Source organism: Leptobacterium flavescens, assembly GCF_010671605.1.
Lineage (GTDB): Bacteria > Bacteroidota > Bacteroidia > Flavobacteriales > Flavobacteriaceae > Leptobacterium > Leptobacterium flavescens.
Genome location: NZ_JAABOO010000002.1, coordinates 48,092 through 69,718 on the forward strand (window position 1 = coordinate 48,092; position 21,627 = coordinate 69,718).

The 21,627-nt window shown below is 41.4% G+C and carries 17 protein-coding genes; 7 read left to right on the forward strand and 10 right to left on the reverse strand.

Going from position 1 to position 21,627, the window contains the following annotated elements; translation table 11 throughout:
• Positions 1–27 precede the first annotated feature (27 nt).
• From GWK08_RS07735 to GWK08_RS07745, 3 genes are read right to left on the reverse strand one after another with little or no spacing between them, the layout of a single operon-like run.
• The gene (locus GWK08_RS07735; RefSeq protein ID WP_163606367.1) at positions 28–1,263 is read right to left on the reverse strand and encodes a DUF1015 domain-containing protein; all 1,236 of its coding nucleotides are present in this window, start codon (positions 1,261–1,263) and stop codon (positions 28–30) included.
• Positions 1,264–1,308: 45 nt separating this feature from the next.
• On the reverse strand, positions 1,309–2,196 hold the full coding sequence (locus tag GWK08_RS07740; RefSeq protein WP_163606368.1) for a 3-hydroxyacyl-CoA dehydrogenase family protein: 888 nt from the start codon (positions 2,194–2,196) through the stop codon (positions 1,309–1,311).
• A 34-nt stretch (positions 2,197–2,230) separates the two neighbouring features.
• Positions 2,231–3,190, reverse strand: a complete 960-nt coding sequence (locus tag GWK08_RS07745) for a Gfo/Idh/MocA family protein (protein WP_163606369.1) — start codon at positions 3,188–3,190, stop codon at positions 2,231–2,233.
• 154 nt (positions 3,191–3,344) lie between these two features.
• Between GWK08_RS07745 and GWK08_RS07750 the strand changes: the two genes are divergently transcribed.
• Positions 3,345–3,986, forward strand: a complete 642-nt coding sequence (locus GWK08_RS07750) for a protein-L-isoaspartate(D-aspartate) O-methyltransferase (protein ID WP_163606370.1) — start codon at positions 3,345–3,347, stop codon at positions 3,984–3,986.
• Between the two features lie 4 nt (positions 3,987–3,990).
• Here the strand turns inward: GWK08_RS07750 and GWK08_RS07755 are convergent, their stop codons facing one another.
• Both GWK08_RS07755 and smpB read right to left on the reverse strand, forming a co-directional pair.
• The gene (locus GWK08_RS07755; protein ID WP_163606371.1) at positions 3,991–6,453 is read right to left on the reverse strand and encodes a DUF5686 and carboxypeptidase regulatory-like domain-containing protein; all 2,463 of its coding nucleotides are present in this window, start codon (positions 6,451–6,453) and stop codon (positions 3,991–3,993) included.
• Between the two features lie 95 nt (positions 6,454–6,548).
• A complete protein-coding gene (gene smpB / locus GWK08_RS07760; protein ID WP_163606372.1) occupies positions 6,549–7,007 on the reverse strand; it encodes an SsrA-binding protein SmpB in 459 nt (152 codons plus the stop codon).
• 147 nt (positions 7,008–7,154) lie between these two features.
• Here smpB and GWK08_RS07765 point away from each other — a divergent pair, with 147 nt between their 5' ends.
• Positions 7,155–7,796 (forward strand): OmpW/AlkL family protein, encoded by a 642-nt coding sequence (locus GWK08_RS07765; protein ID WP_163606373.1) that lies wholly within the window; start codon positions 7,155–7,157, stop codon positions 7,794–7,796.
• Between the two features lie 138 nt (positions 7,797–7,934).
• Complete coding sequence (locus GWK08_RS07770) at positions 7,935–8,696, forward strand: DUF6503 family protein (protein ID WP_163606374.1); 762 nt, start codon at positions 7,935–7,937, stop codon at positions 8,694–8,696.
• On the opposite strand, the gene GWK08_RS07775 is transcribed toward GWK08_RS07770, so the two are convergent.
• Both GWK08_RS07775 and deoC read right to left on the reverse strand, forming a co-directional pair.
• Entirely contained in the window at positions 8,689–9,198 is a 510-nt protein-coding gene (locus GWK08_RS07775) for a SixA phosphatase family protein (RefSeq protein ID WP_163606375.1), read from the reverse strand. The two genes, GWK08_RS07770 and GWK08_RS07775, sit on opposite strands and share 8 nt — an antisense overlap.
• A gap of 49 nt (positions 9,199–9,247) precedes the next feature.
• Positions 9,248–9,913 carry a deoxyribose-phosphate aldolase gene (gene deoC / locus GWK08_RS07780; protein ID WP_163606376.1) on the reverse strand — a complete coding sequence of 222 codons (666 nt, stop codon included), beginning with the start codon at positions 9,911–9,913 and terminating at the stop codon, positions 9,248–9,250.
• A gap of 256 nt (positions 9,914–10,169) precedes the next feature.
• On the opposite strand from deoC, the gene GWK08_RS07785 reads away from it, so the two are divergent.
• The 4 genes from GWK08_RS07785 (at position 10,170) to GWK08_RS07800 (ending at position 16,956) form a co-directional block, all read left to right on the forward strand.
• Positions 10,170–12,344, forward strand: a complete 2,175-nt coding sequence (locus GWK08_RS07785) for a T9SS type B sorting domain-containing protein (RefSeq protein ID WP_163606377.1) — start codon at positions 10,170–10,172, stop codon at positions 12,342–12,344.
• Between the two features lie 16 nt (positions 12,345–12,360).
• Positions 12,361–13,881, forward strand: coding sequence for a PorP/SprF family type IX secretion system membrane protein (locus GWK08_RS07790; RefSeq protein ID WP_163606378.1), 1,521 nt, complete (start codon positions 12,361–12,363; stop codon positions 13,879–13,881).
• A 158-nt stretch (positions 13,882–14,039) separates the two neighbouring features.
• Entirely contained in the window at positions 14,040–15,446 is a 1,407-nt protein-coding gene (locus tag GWK08_RS07795; protein WP_163606379.1) for a PorP/SprF family type IX secretion system membrane protein, read from the forward strand.
• A gap of 193 nt (positions 15,447–15,639) precedes the next feature.
• Positions 15,640–16,956 carry a PorP/SprF family type IX secretion system membrane protein gene (locus tag GWK08_RS07800; protein ID WP_163606380.1) on the forward strand — a complete coding sequence of 439 codons (1,317 nt, stop codon included), beginning with the start codon at positions 15,640–15,642 and terminating at the stop codon, positions 16,954–16,956.
• Between the two features lie 467 nt (positions 16,957–17,423).
• Here the strand turns inward: GWK08_RS07800 and GWK08_RS07805 are convergent, their stop codons facing one another.
• The 3 genes from GWK08_RS07805 to clpB form a co-directional block, all read right to left on the reverse strand.
• The gene (locus tag GWK08_RS07805) at positions 17,424–17,900 is read right to left on the reverse strand and encodes an acyl-CoA thioesterase (RefSeq protein WP_239524886.1); all 477 of its coding nucleotides are present in this window, start codon (positions 17,898–17,900) and stop codon (positions 17,424–17,426) included.
• 69 nt (positions 17,901–17,969) lie between these two features.
• Entirely contained in the window at positions 17,970–18,566 is a 597-nt protein-coding gene (locus GWK08_RS07810; RefSeq protein ID WP_163606382.1) for a TetR/AcrR family transcriptional regulator, read from the reverse strand.
• A gap of 201 nt (positions 18,567–18,767) precedes the next feature.
• Positions 18,768–21,368 carry an ATP-dependent chaperone ClpB gene (clpB, locus tag GWK08_RS07815; protein WP_163606383.1) on the reverse strand — a complete coding sequence of 867 codons (2,601 nt, stop codon included), beginning with the start codon at positions 21,366–21,368 and terminating at the stop codon, positions 18,768–18,770.
• Positions 21,369–21,627: the final 259 nt, after the last annotated feature.

The following is a 21,627-nucleotide window of genomic DNA, read 5'->3' on the forward strand; positions in this document are numbered from 1 at the left end:
TTTAAATGTTTTTATTCACGATCGGGCTTAAAATTCGTAAACGATAAGACCACTTCTGAGTTTAGGTTCAATATAAGTACTTTTGGGAGGCATTTGCAAACCTTCGTCCGCTATGTTCTTCATCTCCTCCACACTTACCGGAACAAGGCCAAAACCTACCTTAAATTTATCATTGTCTATAAGGTCTTTCATTTTTACCACATTGTGCTGCCCGTAACCATAACTGATACGGGTATCATTACGGAGGTCGTTTATTCCGAGAATAGGCTTCAGAACGGTTTCATACAGGATCTGAGTATCCAGCTCACTTAATGAATCGGTGAACTCATAAATGGATTTCCGGAGATAGAGAGAATAGAATTCCCCGTCCAGGTACATACCAAAATGATGCTTTTTGGAGGGTTTGTACAATTCACTTCCTCTGTTCTCTATGCGGTACCACTCATCCAGCTTAACCAGGAATTCCTGCTTTGTCAGCCCGTTGAGGTCTTTTACCATCCTGTTAAACTCAGATATTTTTAAATGAGATTCAGGAATGAGATAACTCATAAAGAAATTATAAGGCTCACTGCCATCGTGATCCGGGTTTTCTGCCTTCAACTCTTCAGCCAGCAAATAAGAAGAAGCCGATCTGTGATGCCCGTCTGCGATATAGAGCGAATCCATTTGGGCAAAAGCACTTTTAAGCTCTTCGATCTTTTTCTTATCGTCCAGCTTCCATAAATAATGGGTGATCCTGTCTATGGAAGTAAATTCATATTCGGGTACTCCTGCCGTAACTTCCTCAACAATTTCCTGTACTGAATTATTGTCGGGATAGGTGAGAAGTACGGGCTCTGCATTAAATCCAACGGTTTTGAGATATTCCTTAAAGAGTTGCTCTCTTTTTTCCAGGGTGTCCTCATGCTTCTTAATTACATTGTTTTTGTAATCTTCGGCACTGGTTCCGGCAAGGATCCCGCAAAAACTGTGATTTCTGGTCCTGGTCTTATACACGTAAAAGACAGGTTCCGGGTCCTGAATAAACACATGGTCCTCCTTGAATTCCAGGTATCGGTTCCGTACCAGGGAAAATCTTTCAACGCCCGAAATGGTCTTTTTAAACTTATATCCGGGATTGATGATATGTAAAAAGCTAAAAGGATTGAATTCCAAATGCGCTTTACGTTCTGCTTTTGAATAATCTTCATAGGAACGTGAAGCCACAACAGCAGCCTTGTCTTTTGGAGGTCTTACCGCCTTAAAAGGTTGAATTAATGCCATTTTTAGAACAATGATAGAGGAGAAGCTCCCCTTATTCGGTTTGAATTATGAAAATTGTCCGGCAACTTTTTCAGCTTTCCTGCTTTCGGAATAATCGTAGAAACCTTCTCCCGATTTAACTCCGAGCTTCCCGGCCATCACCATATTTACCAATAGAGGACATGGTGCGTATTTCGGATTCTTAAAGCCTTCGTACATTACATTCAGGATAGAAAGACATACATCAAGACCTATAAAATCTGCCAGTTGCAGGGGTCCCATCGGATGCGCCATTCCAAGCTTCATTACAGTGTCTATCTCATAAACTCCGGCCACGCCATTGTAAAGGGTTTCTACTGCTTCATTGATCATTGGCATTAGAATACGGTTGGCAACAAATCCAGGATAATCGTTTACTTCTACAGGAACCTTATTCAGTTTTTTCGAAAGCTCCATGATGGTATTGGTAACTTCATCGGAAGTATTGTATCCTCTGATGATCTCTACCAGTTTCATGATCGGCACCGGGTTCATAAAGTGCATCCCGATCACCATATCCGGACGATTGGTCACCGCAGCGATCTGCGTAATGGAAATAGAGGAGGTGTTAGTTGCCAGGATCGTATCTTCCGGACATAGCTCACTCAATTCTCTGAAGATATTCAGTTTAAGATCTACGTTCTCTGTTGCCGCTTCCACAACGAGGCTGGCGTATTCTACTCCGTCTTTAAGATTATCGTAAGTAGTTATATTATTTAAAGTAGCTTCTTTTTCCTCTTCGGTGATGCTTCCTTTGCTGAGCATTCTGTCCAGGTTCTTGGTAATGGTAGCCATTCCTTTATCCAGGGAAGCCTGTGAAATATCTATAAGCTGAACTTTAAAACCAAACTGTGCAAATGTATGGGCAATTCCGTTCCCCATAGTTCCTGCACCGATAACTGCAATATTTTTCATGTTTTTTCTTTAATTATACCAGTTTTTAGTGTTTTTAAAATGATGATATGATCTCTTTTGCCACCTTCAGGGCTTCAGTACCCTGAGTTAAGGTTACAATAGGTGTAGTATTGTTTTTTATGGCATCTGCAAAGGTTTCCAGTTCATCCAGAATGGCATTATTGGCATCTATTTTAGGATTCTCGAAATAGATCTGCTTTTTCTCTCCCTCCGCATTCTGAAGTACAAGGGCAAATTCATCCGGAACTTCAGGAGCATCCTTCATTTTAACCACTTCTACTTTTTTCTCCAGAAAATCTACCGAGATATATGCATCCCTCTGGAAGAATCTGGACTTACGCATATTTTTTAAAGAGATCCTGCTGGCAGTTAAATTGGCCACGCATCCGTTTTCGAATTCAATACGGGCGTTGGCGATATCTGGAGATTTACTGATCACGGATACCCCGCTGGCATTGATACTTTTTACTTTGGAATCTACTACACTCAGAATAATATCTATATCGTGGATCATCAGGTCGAGAACCACGGGAACATCGGTTCCTCTCGGATTGAATTCCGCAAGCCTGTGCGTTTCGATAAACATCGGATTACTGATCTTATCCTTTACCGAAATAAAAGCCGGGTTAAATCGCTCTACATGGCCAACCTGTCCCTTTACCCCGTGATCCGAAGCGAGTTTAATAAGCTTTTCCGCTTCTTCCACCGAATTGGCAATAGGCTTTTCAATAAAAATATGTTTCCCTTTACCAATGGCCTGCACGGCACAATCATAATGGGAAAGAGTGGGGGTAACGATATCCACAACATCCACCGCATCGATCAATTCGTCCAGAGAAGAGAATGAATTATATCCGAATTCCTCCTGGATCTTTCCGGCATTCTGCTGATCGGGATCATAGAAGCCTACCAGTTCGTATTTTTCAGATTGTTGTAATAGTCGTAAATGGATCTTACCCAGGTGTCCGGCACCTAATACACCCGCTTTTAACATAGGCTTATTTATTTTAAGCAAAAATAGTATTATTGAACGATTCCCCCATAGAAAAATGCCAATAATACAGCAGTTTTTTACGGCTCCCGAATTTACAAAAACATTTTGCAAAAGAAATAGAATGTTTAATTTTAGCATCCAAATTTAACTGTAGGTGAAAGATACTTTTAAACATAAAGGAATGCGCAATAAACTGGCCGATACGGTAGCCAGGAAAGGGATTAAAAATGAGGATGTTCTCAACGCAATACGAAAGATCCCCAGACATTTGTTTATGGATAGCAGCTTTGAAGATCATGCCTATGTGGATAAAGCCTTTCCTATTGCAGCAGAACAAACCATCTCACAACCCTACACAGTAGCTTTTCAAACAGAATTACTACAGATCAAGAAGAACGATAAGGTACTGGAGATCGGTACCGGAAGTGGTTATCAGACCGCTGTTCTACTGGAACTCGGCGCCAGGGTATATTCCATAGAAAGGCAAAAAGAGCTGTTTAAAAAGACCAGCCTCTTTTTACCCAAACTGGGCTACAGGGCTAAAAAACTGATCTTTGGCGACGGTTATAAGGGACTGGAAGAAGAAGCGCCTTTCGACAGTATCATTGTAACTGCGGGAGCTCCTTTTGTTCCCAAACCACTGATGGCGCAGCTTAAGATAGGAGGTAGGCTTGTTATTCCCGTGGGAACTTCTTCCCAGACTATGACCCTCTACATCAGGAAATCTGAAAAAGAGTTCGAAAAAAGAGAATTCGGTTCCTTTCGTTTTGTGCCTCTGCTGGAAGATAAAAAATAGGAGATCAATCAAAAGCTCCCAGGAACTTGATCCCGAAGATCACCCCGTCCTGGATAAACCCTCCCTGATAGGAACGTACATAATCCAGGCGTAAGAACCTGAATTTACCGATCCCCAGGTTATCCAGTCCTACATAAAATTCCGAATAGGGTTTATTACCGTTGGTGGATAGTAAGTTTGCACCTGCAACCAGGTTAAAATTCAGTTTGTTGATCAATGGCACCTTTCCGAGGAGGTATCCTTTAAAGTTATGTTCTACATGTCCTTCAAAATAGGAATCGTCCGTACTCAAAGCGTAGTAAGGTAACAGATTAAAACTGTTGAGATAGGTGCTGGTCGAACCAACCCGTGTCTGATTCCCGTTAAAATGCTGAAAATCGATAAAGGAAAGTTCATCACTATCAATGAATGTCCCTGCTCTTAAGTTATAGCCGAAACGTCCCTTATTGGCAATATCAAAGCTTTGGGTAAGCCTGGCTTTTAACTGGGAGAAATTCAAAGAAGAATCACTGGCTCCGAAACCTCCTTCATAGGTCAAATAGAGTGTGGGGAATTCGCTATTGAATAAATTGTATTTGGCATCGGGATAGCTCAGATAGTCTTGTTTAAAACGTATCCTCCCGGTAATATTCACCTTAAAAATATCGTGCTCCGCAAAAGCGGGAGTTGTAAAATCGTCGGGAAGAAGCGGATTATTGGAGGTAAATTCGTCATCTTCCTCCGTATTGAACAGTGGCTTTCTGTTTTCATAAGCTGCCGAAGCAAACAAACGGATCCCGTTAAATATCTCATCGGCATAATTAATACGCACATAGGTCTTATCAAAAAGCTTGATAAAATTATTGTCGAACACCAGCGTGCTGACAGAGTTTATCAGCTCGGAGATGGGTTCAGCCTCATTAAACTGACTTACTCCGGTACCTCCCGAAAGCGCGAGAATGGGCCTGGAAAAATTATTGAACTTATAGGCTATGGAACCGTTCACCCGTAGCCGCTTATCCGAAAAACCGTAGTTAAAATCGCTGTTGATCCTTAACCAGCGTGCCCCTTCTTCATAATTCTTGAGGTAGCTCAGACCGGCGGTGGAATTCCATCCCTGCACGGTGTTGAACTGAGTGGCGAAAAGAGGAGCATTAAAACTCAGTTGCCAGTCTTTATAGGAATTCCTGTAGGTATAACCGAAAAAGAAATTCCCGAGTGTAAATTTGTTATTCTTCCGGTCCAGGGAATCCAGATAAGGTTTGGATTTCCTTATCACCTGTATGCTGTCTTTTACCTGATAGTCATTAGATTCTTCGTCGGTTAGGGGAACAGGCCTGATCTGATTCCAGAAGCTATCATCCTTTTTATTTGCTTCGTTTTCAAAAGAGAGAACCTCCCTGCTGAAAGTGGATCTATCAAATTCCGGATTAAAATCGTAATTACTGTAAACCGCCGTAAAACGACCGTTACCTTTTATCCCCAGGATACCGAACTCCACATCGAATACCTGGGAGATCAGCACCCATATCTTATCCTTATCCGAATAAGAGTAATTCTGCTTAAAATCAAGGGTCTCTATAACCGGTATCTGCGCCTGTTCTCCGGTAAGTTTAAACTCTACGGCATAGAGCGCCCAGTCATCTTCTACGATATACAGAAAACCTTCACCCACTCTGTCCTTGACCCTTTTTGGCGTTACTTTTATCTTATTGATGAGGTGATTCCTGTCGTCGTAAAAAGTACCGACCAGTTCATACCTGTAATAATTAAAGGCATAATCGGAAATAGGAGAGATGAGGTTGGTATTAAAGTCGATGGTATTCTGATAAAAACTAAAATTCACATCCGAAGCATTATTAAAACTAAAGCCGTTATCATTTCCACTTACTTTTGATGCTATGATCTTTTCTTTGAATGAATTCGGACGTTTATAAGTGATCCTGGATTTGGTTTCGGACAGATAAATAACTCCGCTTCTGGTAGAGTCGAGTCCACCCCCAAAATCGCCCAGGTCCTGGCCTAGAATACGTTCGGGTGCATTTTTGAGCCTGTAGATCCCCCTGGAGTAAAAATCGCTGGTAAACTGACTTATCTTATTGAGGTTTTCCTCGCGTTTGGCAATAGTATTCCTGATGATCTGATTGGCCGGGTTTTCCTCGGCATTGACAACTACTTCCTGTAAACTCACCGATTCTTCCTCCAGTTCGATATTCAATTCGAAGGGCAGGCGGTCTATGGAGACTTCCTTATTGATGGTCTTGAATCCGAGATATTGAAAAACCACGGTATAATTCCCCGTCTGCTCTATGTTGAGTTCGTAAATACCCAGTTCATTGGTAGTGGTACCGGTGTAGGTATTCTTCAGATAGATATTTACATAGGGCAGGGGATTGTCGCCGGTATCGGTAACCTTTCCCTTTATCTGAGAAAAACCGGAATAAGAAAATAACGATATAACAAAGAGAAGAAAGTAATTTTTCAGCATTGTAAAGGTTTTATCGGTTTGCGTTGTCGTTAATTCCGACGAAAGATAAAGAGTTTTAAAAAGGGGGGATGTTTAAGCTATGTTAAAAATTAATTCTAACGATATTCTTTCTTAATACGATCCAGGTCACGCTTGTTATCTCTGTCTTTGATAGTTTCTCTTTTATCGTGAAGTTTTTTACCTCTGGCCAGGGCAATATCTATTTTGGCCAGTCCTTTTTCATTCAGAAAGAGCCGGAGAGGAACAATGGTAAGACCTGTACTTTTTACTTCCCTGTGAAGTTTCCTCAATTCGTTTTTATTGAGAAGTAACTTACGTTCGCTACGGGGTTTGTGGTTGTAATGTGTTCCGTGCATATATTCTTCTATATACATATTAATTACAAACAACTCACCTCTTTCATTAAACTCACAAAAACTTTCGGCAATAGAAGCCTTGCTGAGTCTGATGGATTTTATTTCGGTTCCGGTCAGTACGATCCCGGCCGTATACTGATCCAAAAGCTCATATTCAAAGCGTGCCTTTTTGTTTTGTATGTTAATGTTTTTCTGCATAGGCCGCCAAAGTTAATAACATTTATTGGATTGACAGTAAAACTGTTCCTATACTTTATCGGAAGCATTTTTCATACAATGATTTTTATCATTATTCCTGAGAGAATTGGAAGATACTTTTGGGTATTAATTTTAAGCAACTTAATCATGAAAAAAGTACTATTTGGGATTTTTGTGCTTTTAGCCGTATTCCAATTAAAAGCACAGGACGACGGAACATCAGATTTTAAAAGATGGCAGGCACGTCTGCGTCTTATTTCGGTAATACCCGATGAGGATGCAACGATCCAGGCTATCGGTGGTAATGCAGATATATCGACTTCCTATGTTCCGGAGCTGGATTTTACCTATTTCTTTACCGAGAACTGGGCCGCTGAGCTTATCCTGGCCACCACCAATCACGATGTTGAGGCCGTAGCGACTTCGGCAGGAAATATCGATCTGGGAGATGTGTGGTTATTACCGCCAACGCTGAGTCTTCAGTATCACTTTACCGGAGGGAAATTAAAACCTTACCTGGGAGCGGGGATCAACTATACCATTTTCTACGGAGTAGATGAAGGCCCTGCAGCAGATGATATTGATTACGACAATGCCTTCGGTTTCTCATTCCAGGCCGGCCTGGATTACGAGCTGAACGATAGGTGGTTCCTTAACTTCGATATCAAAAAGCTTTTTCTTCAGACCGATGCTACGATCAACGCTACAACCGCCCTGGGCGCCACTGTAAATGCTGATGTGGATATTAACCCCCTTATTATAGGTGTAGGTTTCGGGATGAAATTCTAATCCCGATAACTATCGGGACTAAATACCAGGTTTATATCACTAAAAGTATCGCTTTCGGGCGATACTTTTTTTTAACGTTATTTTAGAGCATAATCTTCGACTCAATATGTACTTTTACTAACTAATTTTATTTAAAGTATGCGTTCATATTTAAGCCTTATAGGGATTCTGCTTTTTGTGGTTTCCTGTAAAAACAAAGAAGAAAACACCACTCCCGATACAGCACTTACTGCTAATGAGATCATTAACAGGTCTATAGAGGTTGCAGGGGGAGAAAATTATAAAAAAGCCGATATTGCTTTTGGGTTCAGAGGAAGAAAATACACCGCTACCAGGACAAAAGCAGGAAAGGAAATGACCAGGATTACTGAAGACAATGAGTCGGGATCTGTTATTAAGGATGTCCTGTTATCCGATAGTTTTAAACGCTATATAGATGATGAACAGGTAGAAGTTGCCGATTCTATGGCGGTCCGTTATTCCAATTCGGTGAATTCGGTTCATTATTTTGCCTATTTACCTCAGGGACTAAATGATAAAGCAGTCAATAAAGAGCTGCTCGGAGAGGAAAAGCTTAAAGAAGTACCTTATTACAAAATAAGAGTGAGCTTTGATCAGGAAGGCGGCGGAACTGATTTTGAGGACGTTTTTATTTACTGGGTGAATAAGGAAACCTTTAAAATAGATTACCTGGCTTATGAATATCATGTAGATGGAGGCGGACTCAGATTGAGAGAGGCCTATAATGAAAGATATGTGGGGAATCTGCGTTTTGTAGATTACAACAACTACAAGCCCAAGGATAAGAATACAAAAGTAGAAGACCTTGGCCATGCCCTTGAGCAGGAAGGTCTTCAGTTACTTTCTAAAATAGAACTTACCGATATTGAGGTTAATTGATATAGAGTAGATTACTGCTCTTCTGATCTCCGCTTAATGTAACTATATAAAGGTTGGCATTGTTGGAGTCGTCAATCTGTTCGTATTTTTTATTTCCTAGGATCCCGTTTACAAATGCCGGGGTGGTATTGCTGTGCCCGACAACCAGTACGGTCTTACCTTTGGTTTCGGCCAGGAAAGATTTCAGGTCCAGACCTCTCGGATCGTAAATACTTACTTCCAGTTTGTTTTTATGAGCGGTAGGTGCTGCAGTTTGTTTGGTTCGCTCGTAATTGGTAGAATATACCGCATCGAACCTGACATTTTTAAATGTTTCTGCCCATTTTAAAGCTCTTGACAGCCCGTCCTGCGTAAGAGTAGGATTCCTGTTATTCGGATCGGTCCTGTCTTTTTCTGCATGTCGGATAAAGTAATAGGTAGTTAGTTCACTGTTTGCACTTTCCTGCGCATTTCCGGTAAAACAATAAGTGCACAACAGGAGTAAAAGAATAAGTTTTTTCATAATGATGAATGATTTTATGGAGTAAAGATAGTCTATACCTATATTAAATTCAATAATCTGTTTCGGACTTTGATTTTCCGGTAACAATAGCGATTCCGCTTGAAGTTCCCAGGCGATCTGCACCCGCTTCTATAAACTTCAGGGCGGTTTCATGATCCTTAATCCCGCCGGAAGCTTTTATCCGGGTGTTTTCGTTTATGGCTGCTTTCATAATGGCAATATCATTTAAAGAAGCCCCTCTGCTGCCAAAGCCGGTAGAGGTCTTTACAAAATCGGCGCCTCCTGCCGAAGACAAACGGCTGGCTTCCTCTATTTCGGCATCCGTCAGGTAACAGGTCTCCAGGATCACTTTTAATACGGTATCCCCAATCGCCTGCTTAATAGCCGATATCTCTTCCTGAACGGCATTGAAATTCCCTTCTTTCATCCATCCTATATTAAGTACCATATCTACTTCATCCGCTCCGTCCTTTACTGCCTGTTTTGCTTCTTCAATTTTAACTGCACTGGAGGAAGCTCCCAAAGGAAAACCGATAACCGTACACAGTTTTACGGAACTGTTTTTTAGTAACTTACCTGCAAAGGGAAGATGACTACTGTGGATGCAAACGGCATAAAACTGATATTTTTCTGCCTCTTTACATAACTGTTCAATGTCATTTTTGGTTGCAAAAGCTTTCAGAAGGGTATGATCTATGTAAGAATTTACATTCATGTTTGTTGTTTTCTAAAATTTTAACATTTCACTCAAAACATCGATTAAATAACACTTTTTCACGTTGAAATACATAAAATCTATATTTTTTCTTTAAAAAAGGAAGGCAAAATGTTGGTCGTTATACAATTTTTGAGTAGTTTAGTTCAGCAATATACAATTAAAAAGATGCCTATGACATAAAAATACTCCTTCAGACAGATTAAAGACAAGTGGTTTAATACCATATTTATTTTTTACCCCAAAAAATATTACCATGAGACAAAAATTACCCCAAACAGTAAGGTGGTTACTTTGCTGCCTAGCCTTAACGATATTTGAAATAAGCAATGCACAAACATTGAACACACCCGAATTATCTTTTTCGTATGCGTGTGTATCTGATAGCTTTAATACATTTAATGCTATTATCAGCTATGAGAACAATCCTTTTAATTCCGATAATGTTTTTCATCTTGAGATGTCCGATGCTTCAGGAAGTTTTGACAACCCTTCCTTATTAAAGAGTATTACAGGTGAGAACTTTTCCTTCGATTTTGAAACTTCTTTTTCGCTGCCTGAAAATGTAGCGGGAGAGAACTACAGGATCAGAGTCCGTTCTACTTCCCCTGAGAAGATCAGTGCGGCTACCACTCCTTTTAATGCCTATTACGTGCCCAATGTTAATCTTGTACTTAACGATTACCAGGATGTTGCTATTTGCGGAGGGCAATCAGCAACTATCAGTCTCAACTTAGATGTGGCGCCAACCTATCTATGGTATAAAAATGGAGTTTTTTTCCAGGAAGGGGGTAGCAGTCTGGAAATTACTTCTTCGGGAGAGTATTATGCTGAAGGTTTTTATGGGGATTGTACCGGTGCATTGCATTCAAATATTGTTATCGTAAATTTTGGGGAAGAGATCAATGCCAGAATAGACAGCGAACCCGTAGTTGAGGTTTGTCCGGGTACTACACATCAGTTAAAGGCAGTAACGGATAATGAGTTCCTCGATTACAAATGGTTTAAAGATGATGTGGAACTTACCGAATTGCCAAACTATTTACCGGTTCTGGATATTGCCATGTCTGCCGAAACATATGGGGTATACAAGCTCTCTCTGGTAAATGAAGGTGGATGTGAAGCCTTTTCTCAGGAGATAGAGATCAGACAGCCTTCAATAGAAGCTAGTGTTACAGCGGTTTCTCCTCTCGAAAGTATCCTTATAGAAGGAAACTCTTTAGTACTTCGTATTGAGACCAATACCACAGATCCGCGCGTAAGCTGGTTTAAGGATGAAGAAATGATCGTTAACGGAAATTCCCTGGAACTGGAAGTGAGTGAAATTGGTACGTATCGTGCCATGGTTTCTGCTCCCGGATCGTGCATGGGAGTAGTAGAATCGCCTTCCTTTAAGGTATTTGAACCTGTTTCTTTTACAGCTGAGATAGATCACCTTAATAATTACGATGCCTGTTCTACCATAAGAACCACTCTTGGAATTTCCAGCTTAATCGCAACTGCCAATAACGGATTAGAGCACGAAATAGATGCTGCTCAGTTTAACCTCTTTAGCTTTAACTGGTATAAAAATGAGGAAGCCCTGAACAATAACCAGCCTAAGCAGATCGTTGAGAACTACAGTCAAAACGGAGCTTATAGTTTAAAAGGAGAAATGAACGGAATAGAATTCACATCCAACGCAATGCAGATCAAACTGGGACTTCCTGAGTTTGAACTGACTTCAGACACCGATGTGATGTGTTCCAATAATGGTGAAGCTACACTAAGTGCAATGGTATTTGAGAACGCTACCTATAACTGGTACAGGGACGGACAGTTGTTTCAGAGCGGAGATGCTCCGACGGTGACCGTAAACCAAAGTGGTGTTTTTACAGCCGAACTTATGATAGACGGATGTTCATCTGCTTCAAATGAAGTGAGCATAGAAACTTTTGGTGAGGAGCTTATCTCGGTTTTCCCGTCTCAACACATAATTATTACTGCAAACGCCGGTAAACTGGTTTCTGCCAGCGGAGGAGATTCTTATCTGTGGAAAAATACAGATGGTCTGGTACTATCATCTTCCGACAGTTTTAATGCTTCCGAAGAGGGTACTTACTACCTGGTAGCCATAAAAGACGGTTGTGAAGTGATCAAGGAAATTACCGTAGAGATCTCGGAAGTGGTAGAAGTACCAAATATTATCAGCCCTAATCAGGATAATATTAATGACAAATGGGTATTGCCGGCACAGTTTGCGAATGATCCGGATGTAGAAGTAACTATTTGTGATACCTATGGAAAACCGGTACTTAAAACAAAAGCATATCAGAATAACTGGCCTGAAAACTCAACAGCAGATAAAAGTGAGGCCTCTATATATTATTATTTTATCCAAAAGAATGGAAAGGCCGTTAAAAAAGGCTCAATTACAGTAGTGAACAGATAAAATAGCGCATTTGCCTATGATAAAACGATATACTCTCGTCATAGTATGTATTTTCTTCGGTAAAGTAGTGTGGTCGCAACGCACTACTTTACCTGTTGATTGGAGGCAGCACAATCTTACCAAGTATAACGCCAATGTTTTTAACCCTGCCCTGTCCTTTGTTCGTAATGAATCGAGGAATTTTAGTATTTGGGGGCGTTTGCAATGGATAGGGATCGAAGACTCTCCCAAAACTTATCTGGTAAATTATAACGGACGGTTTGGTAAGAAAACCGGAGCCGGTCTTGCACTCTTTCAACACAATATCGGTCTCTTTACCGATTCCGGCCTGATGGTCAACTATGCCAGGGGAATACAGCTGGCCAGGGAATCCTGGCTTACTTTTGGAGTGAACGTTATAGGTTTGAGGCGCGGACTCAACCAGGCAAATTTTATTACCCCGGAACCCGATCCGGTACTTCTGGATAATGACGACGATTTTATACTGACCGTAATGCCGGGTTTTAACCTGACGATCAATAATTTTAATATCGGACTTAGCTCGGAGAATCTCTTCGATTACAACTTTACCATATCAGATCAGCAAACCGATTTTTCAGATAAGATATTCCTCGGGTATATGAGCTATGACTTCAGGATGAAGAATGCCGGAAGTGCTGCCTGGAAAGATGCAATTTTCAGAACAACCGTTTATGGGAAATCCATCCCCGATCAGGATACACAATACGGGGTTCAGACCCTGATGGACGTACCTAAATACGGATGGCTGCAGGCAGGATATAACAATTTTTACGGAGTTTCCGGAGGATTGGGAGTTAAAGTGTCTGACGGTATTGTGGTGGGAATGGTTGTAGAAACCGGGACCAGTGCCACTAACAGAGCATTCGGAGCAACCTATGAAGTTACTGCCGCCATAGAATTCGGGAAGGGAAGCAGATCCGATAAACCTATTTCCTTTAAAGAAGGCCCCAAACCTAAAAAGGAAATTGAGGACAGAGCAGACGAGCAGAACGAACTGGATGCCATTGAGAAAACTCAGCAAACCAATACGGAAGCTGATAAGCTCACCGCTGCGAATAAAAAGACGGAAACAGATCCGACAAATAAAGCAGGAGCAAAGAAGGATCCTCAGGCTAAGGAAAATGATGAAAAGCTCGATTATAAGAATATCGAAAATGTAGATCTGGAAAAACTCAGGAACATTAACAGAGATTCAGATTCGACCGCATTGAAGGAAATATTCAAGGTAGAGAATAGGAACCCCAGATATAAGGCAGTAGATCGTATTGAAGGTGTGGATTATGGCTTCTACCTGGTGGTAAATGTCTTCTCTCAGAAGAAATATTTCGATCTGTTTATGCGCCTTTTGACCGCTCAGGGACTGGAGCCAAAATACTTCTATAATAACGACAATGATTACTACTATGTGTACCTGAGAAAGTACGATAAATTGTCTGAGGTGGAGCGTGACAGAAGGACGAAATACAATGGCCGATATAGCGGAGAAACCTGGATTCTCTGGGTCAGGAACAATTAATGTTATAAAATGATTACTAAAATGTAATATTTTTCTTTTTTATAATTAACTGTAATTCAGTTATTTATAAATAATGTTAACATAAATAGAAATAAATGAGTTAATAAAAAAGTGCCTTTTGCTTTTGCATTAGGCTTTTTTTTTGATTTTTTTGTTATATGTTAAGATTTGGGGCCCTCTTAATTTTATTACTTTTTTGCAATACCACCTTCTCTCAGGGAAGTGTTGATGTTGTTAATCCGGCTGATTTCAGACAGCATAATCTCACCCGTTATAATGCCAGTTTACTGAACCCCGTATTTTCCTTTGTACGAAATGAGAACCCCAAGCTGGCAACATGGGGAAGAATACAATGGTCAGAGCTGGACAGGTCTCCAACAACTTACTTTACCAATTACAGTGGTAGGCTGGGAGAGAAGAACGGGGTAGGACTGGGAGTCTTTCAGCACGATGTAGGTATTTTTACCAATATAGGAGTTATAGCTAATTATGCCAGAGGCTTCAGAATAGGAGATGAGTCCTGGATAACCCTGGGAATAAATGTAATCGGATCTAAAAGAACTATAGACCGTGACGATTTTACAGCAGATGAATTCAATATGCTCCCTATGGCGGGAAGGAATGATATATCCCTTATCGCAATGCCGGGAATAAGCCTTACCCTGGGGAAATTTACCATTGGGGTTTCTTCGGAAAACCTTATAGATTACAATCTCACCCAATCCGAACTGGAGACCGAAGCAGATAAGATCATTTTCGGACATGCCAGTTATGACTTTAAATTCAATACCGGCAGGGGAACCTTTCTGCATAACGGACTTCTGAGAACGACTGTATACGGAAAAACTATTCCGAATGAAGATGCTCAATTCGGAGGAAACCTGATGCTGGATCTCAACAGTGGCTGGATACAGGCAGGATATAACAGTTTCTTTGGCCCTTCTGTAGGACTCGGAGCAAAGCTGTTTAAAACACTGGCGGTAGGAGGTCTTATAGAATTGGGGAATTCCGATAATAGTGAAGGCCTGGGACCTACCTATGAATTTGTTGCTGCCATAGAATTCGGACGCTCCAGAGACAGGAATGGATTTGCCGGACCTAAGAAGAAGAAAAAGAAGAAAAAAGCAGCTCCGCCTAAAGAGGAGAAAAAAGAGATCAATATTAATGAGATCAACATAGAACTCTTCCCTATAAAACAAGCCAGGGATACCGTTTATATCAGAGATACGGTATACCTCAAAGAGAACGAGAAAAAGCTTTTAAAGAAGTTCTATGGCCCGGGAGAGGAGAACGATCGCTATATGGTAGTTGAAGGTATAGACGGAGTGGATTACGGCTTCTACCTTGTGGTGAATGTATACGCTACCATGAAGTACTTCAGATTATTTATGAAGCATTTAAACGAAAGAGGACTGGCACCTAAATATTTCTACAACAATAAAAACAAGTACCGCTATGTCTATCTCAAGAAGTATGATACACTAGAAGAGATAGAAGCTGCCCGTGAGAGTAACTATAACGGGCGCTATGACGGAGAAACCTGGATCCTCTGGGTCAGGGAATAACCCCTTTTGTTAAAAAATCAACTTTTTTATAAAAAATAACACCCTGATAAGGCTAGTTTTCAGAGAGTTAATAAAACAAAGTTAGGATACGACTTTTCTAATATTAAAAAATCGGTATATTAGTCGCAAATAGGCCCTCTAATAATTTTATTGCTAAATGATCAAAAAATTACGATTATCTTTAATAATCTTCTTGTTTTTTTACGTAATCTCTGCACAGGAGACAGTTGCATCCCTGGACTTCAGACAACATAATTTAAGCGCTTACAATACGGTGCTCTTTAGCCCGGTCTTTTCGTTTGTCGGCAATGAAAACCCTAAGTTCGCAGCCTGGGGAAGAATGCAATGGACAGAATTAGATAATTCCCCCTCCACCTATTTTACCAACTACAGCAGTAGGATAGGAGAGTACACAGGTATAGCCGTTGGAGCGGCACACCACGATGCAGGGATATTTACCAATATCAGTTTTATGGGGAATTACGCCAGAGCTTTCCAGTTGGGCGAGAATTCCTGGCTTACCCTGGGGGTGAACGTATTGGGAACCAAGAGGACCATAGACCGGAATAATTTTACGGATGATGAACTGGCCATGCTATCGACGGAAGGAAGAAACGATTTCTTTGTGAGCCTTTTCCCTGGTTTTAACTTTACCTTCGGGAATTTCAACCTGGGCTTTGCTTCCGAGAATTTTCTGGATTATAATTTTTCCACTTCGTCTACAGAAACCGATTTCAGCGATAAGATCTATATAGGGCATACGAGTTTCGATATTAATTTCACCTCCTCTGCAGGAACCTTCCTGGAAGAAGGAACACTGCGTCCCACATTTTATGTGAAGCATATTCCCGATTTTGAGACACAGGTAGGGGGACACCTTTTACTGGATATAAACAGTGGCTGGATGCAGGCCGGTTATAACAGTTTTTACGGTCCGTCCGTGGGACTGGGCGCCAAATTGTTCAAATCTATCGGAATAGGGGTACTGGCAGAGCTTGGAAATGCCAATAGTGATATAGATCTCGGACCTACCTTCGAATTTACCTTTGCATGGGAATTTATCGGGAAGGACGGAGGTCGAAGAAAATCCTTTGCCGGACCTGTAAAGAAAAAGAAACCGGAGCCGAAACCCGAACCCGTAGTGGAAGAAGTAGTGGAAGTTCCCGAAGAAGTGGTTACGGACACTATTCCGGAAGATCCCTATGCTAAATTCTTCAAGCCCGGAGAAAAGAACAACCGCTACCTGGTGGTTGACAGGATCGATGGGGTGAAAAAAGGCTTTTACCTGGTGGTGAATGTATATGCCACACAGAAGTACTTTAACCTTTTTATGGAGAAATTGAGAAAAGACGGTTTCGATCCCGAGTATTTCTATAATCCGCAAAACAAATACACTTACGTTTACCTGGAACGATATGACGAACTGGAGGAGGTAGAAGCCGCCAGAGCCAACAACTACGGAGGCAGGTATGATGGCGAAACCTGGATCATGTGGGTGAGGAAGGATTGATGTTTAAATTTTTATACTCCGAAGTCTTGACGAAGGAGTATCAAATTCCAAATTCCAAATGTCATCTCGAGCGCAGTCGAGAGATAATGTTCGTTTAGATCATTACGAGAGGATCGCTTCGCTCCACTCGCGATGACATTCCTTTCATTACTCGATACTTTGTACTCAGTACTTAATCAAAGCACACCCCTAAAGTCCCCTCAAGGGGACAATACTGATCTTCAATAACCAATGATCAATGACCAAATTCCAAACTTGGAAATTGTAAATGTTGAGGTTTAAATTTTAAATGCATAGCATTCAACATTCAAGCTAATAGCTAACAACCACCAACTAACAACGAACAACCACCAACGTGCTCCGAAGTCTTGACGAAGGAGCAACAACCACAAAAAAAAGAACCCGGAACAAAGCCCGGGCCCGATGTCAAATTACTAATTATTAAATAAGAAACAGAACACGTTTACTTATTTAATTTTTTTCTGGGAAGCCCGTATCTGGGCGATGCGGGATTCAAAATTGGAAATATTGTCAATAGGATGTACAACGGCTTCGAAGAGTTGCATCATTCTGTCTTCATGCTCTGCTATTCTGGCAGTGGCAATATTAAAGGCAATAAAAGAGATCCACATCAAAGCTTTTAATTGGGTCCCGTCGGTGTTCAACATTCGCACCTCCACCCGTAACTCTTTTTCAGAATAGGAGAGTAGCTGGGATTCTATAAGGACCTTTTCCATCAGAAGGGCCGGTTTTAAATAAGCTATCTGATTGGAGCCAACCACCCAGCTCATTCCGGTTTCCTGTGCGTATTGATAAATATTTAAGCCGTAGTGCTCCATGATCTGATCTTCACGGGCGTTTACCATATAATCTATGTACTTGGAATTGTTGAGGTGATTAAAGGGATCACAGTCCTGAAACCGCACTGTGGCTGTGCTTTTCATAATTTTGGGTAAGTTGCTCATTGTTGATAATGTTTAAAATACCAATCGGTATATTTATAGTTAAAAAAATTATTTCTTCAATTCCTGCAGGATCATCTGATCTATATGATTCATCATTTCCTTCATATATTGATTGTCCTGCATTGTGTGACTGACGAATGCTGCACCTTCTATCATGGCAAAGATCCGTCTTGCATATGCTTCTGAGTTTACGGTAGGTTTGATCTCGTTCCTGGCTTTTCCATCATCTATAATATCGCTGATGCTCTTCTGCAATTTAGAGATCACATAGCGTACACGCTCCATCAATATTTCATGTTGATTACTGGCGTCTATTCCGATATTGAGTACGGGGCATCCGCCAAAATCGCGGGTGTAATCGTTATAGAATCTGTAAAAGTTGGTAATGATAAACAGTTTCTGAACCGGAGACTGGGTAGTACTGATTTGATCTTCTACCTTTTTGACCAGCTTCCGGATGTTGTGATTTAAAGCAGCCAGTGCCAGTTCTTCCTTATTCTTGAAATTCCCGTAAATAGCTCCTTTTGTCATGCCGGTAGCCTCGGTCAGATCGCTTAAACTGGTTGCTGCATATCCCTTTCGGTTAAAAATGGGTGCAACCGTTTCTATGATAAACTGACTGGTTCTTTCGGCTTTTGTAAGCATATTATCGGGATAATTTCCTCAAATATAAGGAAAAATACTGAATGGTATATTGATTTTAACTTTTTTATTTTGAGTTAGTTAGCATTTTTAATCTCTTTAAACTCTGAAAACAGAGGGATTTACAAAGAGAAAACCGCAGGTAGAAATCATTACTGAAAACTATCTGCGGCTTTCCGGGATTTAGAAAATACAATATGAAATTTATTCTTTAACCAGGTCGCTTTGGTTCCTGAACACCAGCACATCATCAAATTCATCCAAAAGAATAATGCTGTCGGTAGTTACTTTTCCGCTCAATATCTCTTTGGATAACTGATTGAGTACTTCCCTTTGGATAACTCTCTTAACAGGGCGTGCCCCGAACTGAGGATCAAATCCTTTTTTGGACAGATAGCTGATAGCCTCCTCCGTCGCATCCAGGGTAATATGCTGCTTTGCAACCATTTTAATAACATTCTTTAATTGCAGACGAACGATCTCTTTAATATTGCTTTCGGTCAGCGGACTGAACATCACAATATCGTCAATACGGTTCAGGAACTCCGGCCTTACGGTTTGTTTCAGTAAACCGAGAACTTCTGTTTTGGCAGCTTCCATGGCGCTGTATATATCGTTGACCGCCTCGAATTTCTCCTGTATAATATGACTTCCCATATTACTGGTCATAATGATGATGGTATTCTTAAAATCTGCCAGTCGCCCCTTATTATCGGTCAACCTTCCTTCGTCCAGCACCTGTAAAAGGATATTAAAGGTGTCGGGGTGAGCCTTTTCAATTTCATCCAGCAACACTACGGAATAGGGTTTTCTCCTTACCGCTTCTGTGAGCTGGCCTCCTTCATCATAACCTACATATCCTGGAGGCGCTCCCACCAATCTGCTTACCGAATGCCTTTCCTGATATTCACTCATATCTATACGGGTGATGGCATTGTCATCATCGAAGAGGTAATTAGCCAGGGCTTTTGCCAATTCGGTCTTACCGACTCCCGTTGTTCCCAGGAAGAGGAAGGACCCTATGGGACGTTTTTCGTCCTGTAAGCCTGCCCGGCTTCTTCTGATAGCGTTGGATACCGCTTCTATTGCTTCTTCCTGCCCAACTACACGCTTGTGGAGTTCTTCCTCCAGTTTAAGGAGTTTCTCCCGCTCGCTTTGCAGCATCTTGGTTACCGGGATCCCGGTCCATTTGGCTACTACTTCGGCGATATCGTCATTGGTTACTTCTTCTTTGATCAGGGCCGTCTCATTTTGTACAGCCAGTTCTTTCTGCAATTCATCCAGCTTTTCCTGAGATTCCTTGATCTTTCCGTAACGCAGCTCGGCTACCTTTCCGTAATCACCTTCACGCTCCGCTTTATCGGCTTCCAGTTTATAGGCTTCGATAGCTTCCTTGGTATTCTGGATCTTATCTACCAGTTCCTTTTCACTCTGCCATTTGGCAAAGATCTCATTGCGGTCTTCCTTGAGGTTGGCCAGTTCCGAGTTAAGCAGTTTAAGTTTATTTTTATCCTGCTCCCGTTTGATGGCTTCTATCTCTATCTCCAGCTGCATGATCTTCCTGTCCAGTACATCCAGCTCTTCCGGTTTGGAATTGATCTCCATCCGTAGCTTGGAAGCAGCCTCATCCATAAGGTCGATGGCCTTATCCGGTAAAAAGCGATTGGTAATATAGCGCTGAGAAAGTTCTACGGCAGCTATAATTGCCTCGTCCTTGATCCTTACCTTATGATGGGTCTCGTATTTTTCCTTGATCCCTCTGAGGATGGAAATAGCACTTTCGGTATCGGGTTCGTTTACTATTACCTTCTGGAACCTGCGCTCCAGGGCCTTGTCTTTTTCGAAATACTTCTGATATTCATCCAGGGTAGTGGCACCAATAGCTCTTAATTCACCTCTTGCCAGAGCAGGCTTAAGGATATTGGCAGCGTCCATGGCACCTTGTCCGCCTCCCGCGCCAACCAGGGTATGGATCTCGTCTATAAACAGAACGATATCCCCGTCTGAAGAAGTAACTTCTTTAATAACGGCTTTTAAACGCTCTTCGAACTCCCCTTTGTATTTAGCTCCCGCAATAAGGGCTCCCATATCCAGGGAAAAAACCTGTTTGTTTTTAAGGTTTTCCGGAACATCGCCCTGAACGATCCTGTGTGCCAGGCCTTCGGCAATTGCTGTTTTCCCGACCCCGGGTTCCCCAACAAGCATAGGGTTGTTTTTGGTTCTTCTCGATAGTATCTGAAGAATCCGCCTGATCTCTTCATCCCGTCCGATCACCGGATCGAGTTTTCCATCATTAGCCAGCTGATTCAGATCTTTGGCATATTTGCTTAAGGAATTATAGGTCTCTTCCGCACTGGCAGAGGTAACCCGGTCTCCTTTGCGAAGCTCTTCGATCGCCGATTGCAGTTCCTTTTGGGTAACACCCTGATCTTTGAGGATCTGTGCGATCTTGCTCTTGGATTTAAAAACGGCCAGGATAAGGTGCTCTATAGAAACGAATTCATCCTTCATCTTCTTGGCAATCACCCCGGCTTCATTCAGGCTTGTACCTGCTTCTCTTGACAGCATGATCTGTCCGCCCGATACTTTGGGGAAACTGTCCAGTGTACTGTCGAGGATCTGCTGCAAAAGGCCTTCGTTGACATTCAGCTTTTTCAGCAAAAAGGGCAACACATTCTCATCAACCTCGCTTATGGCCTTGAAAATATGTTCGTTCTCAATTTGCTGGTGACCATAACCCTGCGCTATCTGCTGCGCCTGTTGTATGGCCTCCTGTGATTTTATAGTGAAATTATTAAAATTCATAGTAATATTATTGTTTTGATGCTAAGTGTATTTCAATTGTTATTCCATTCCATCACTCAGGACAAAATGACCGATTTTTCTTAATTCTCACCGACATTTTGACCGGTTAATTTCGGCTGTAAGCTCCAAAATATTTGTTCGACTACATATTTTCAGATAGCCGTGAGCACAGATATGTTAAACAAATGTGCATTATAACGACAATATTGAACGGCAATCGAAATGGTAGCGAGCTACCATGTTGGGTAACAGAAAATTA